Source organism: Streptomyces sp. Ru73 (genome assembly GCF_002920575.1).
GTDB lineage: Bacteria > Actinomycetota > Actinomycetes > Streptomycetales > Streptomycetaceae > Streptomyces.
This window is the reverse complement of record NZ_PQSQ01000214.1, coordinates 1-1394: the sequence shown is the minus strand read 5'-3', so window position 1 is coordinate 1394 and position 1394 is coordinate 1. Positions and strand designations below refer to the sequence as shown.

At 70.7% G+C, this 1394-nt stretch carries 3 protein-coding genes; all 3 read left to right on the top strand.

Features of this window, described 5'->3' with window-relative positions; all coding sequences use genetic code 11:
* The coding region (locus C3486_RS36605; RefSeq protein ID WP_308461294.1) for an acyl-CoA carboxylase subunit beta at positions 1-688 on the top strand (688 nt) is incomplete at its 5' end.
* Between the two features lie 9 nt (positions 689-697).
* Positions 698-907: an acyl-CoA carboxylase epsilon subunit gene (locus C3486_RS36600; RefSeq protein WP_103837136.1), complete on the top strand. Its 210-nt coding sequence runs from the start codon at positions 698-700 to the stop codon at positions 905-907.
* Positions 908-929: 22 nt separating this feature from the next.
* Positions 930-1394, top strand: a complete 465-nt coding sequence (locus tag C3486_RS36595; protein WP_103837135.1) for a cobalamin B12-binding domain-containing protein — start codon at positions 930-932, stop codon at positions 1392-1394.

Below are 1394 nucleotides of genomic sequence, written 5' to 3'. Positions count from 1 at the left end.
TGTGCTGGACGACGGGGAGTTTTTGGAGGTGCAGGCGCTGTACGCGCCGAACATGGTCACCGGCTACGGCCGGGTGGAGGGCCATTCGGTGGGCATCGTGGCCAACCAGCCGATGCAGTTCGCCGGCACCCTGGACATCAAGGCCTCCGAGAAGGCCGCCCGGTTCGTGCGCACCTGCGACGCCTACAACATCCCGGTGCTGACCTTCGTGGACGTGCCCGGCTTCCTGCCGGGCACGGACCAGGAGTGGGACGGCATCATCCGCCGCGGCGCGAAGCTGATCTACGCCTACGCCGAGGCGACGGTGCCGCTGATCACGGTCATCACCCGCAAGGCCTTCGGCGGCGCGTACGACGTGATGGGCTCCAAGCACCTGGGTGCGGATCTGAACCTGGCCTGGCCGACCGCGCAGATCGCGGTGATGGGCGCGCAGGGCGCGGTCAACATCCTGCACCGCCGGACCCTGGCCGCGATCGAGGACCCGGCCGCGCAGGAGGCCCGCCGCCAGGAGCTGATCCGGGAGTACGAGGACACCCTCCTCAACCCGTACGCGGCGGCCGAGCGCGGCTACGTGGACGCGGTGATCATGCCGTCCGAGACCCGCCGGCACATCGTCCGCGGCCTGCGCACGCTGCGCAACAAGCGCGAGCAGCTGCCCCCGAAGAAGCACGGCAACATCCCCCTCTGAGGAGCCCCCGTGATCAAGGTCGTACGCGGTAATCCCACCCCGGAGGAGCTGGCCGCCGCCCTGGCGGTGGTACGCGCCCGCGCCGCCGTGGCAGCGCACACTGCACCCACCGACGCACCCGGCCCCCGTGACTCCTGGTCCGACCCGACCCGCCTCGGCAGCCACCGCCTGCCCGCACCGGGGCCGACCGCATGGGCCCGTACCTACTGGCGGGGCTGACCCGCCACCGATCGGAGACACCATGAACACCCTGCGCCAAGGGGCGCCCCGCGACAGCGCAGCGCCGACGCCGCGCGCCCGCGTCGTCATCGCCCAAGCCGGACTCGACGGCCACGACCGCGGCGCCAAGATGATCGCCCGGGGGCTGCGCGACGCCGGCTACGAGGTGATCTACACCGGGCTGCACCAGACACCGGAACAGATCGTCGCGACGGTCATCGCCGAGGACGCACCGCTGCTCGGGCTCTCCGTCCTGTCCGGCGCGCAGCTGCCCCTCGTGGCGAAGGTGATGGACCTGCTCGTGGAGAACGACGCGGACGACGTCCGCGTCGTTGTCGGCGGCAGCGTTCCCGACGCCGACATCCGCACGCTCAAGGCGATAGGCGTCCACGACGTCTTCACTCCGGGGAAGAAAATGCACGAGATCATCGAGTTCGTCGACCGGCTGCTCGCGTCGCCGGCCAAGCCGTTGGAGTCGGCATGCTGA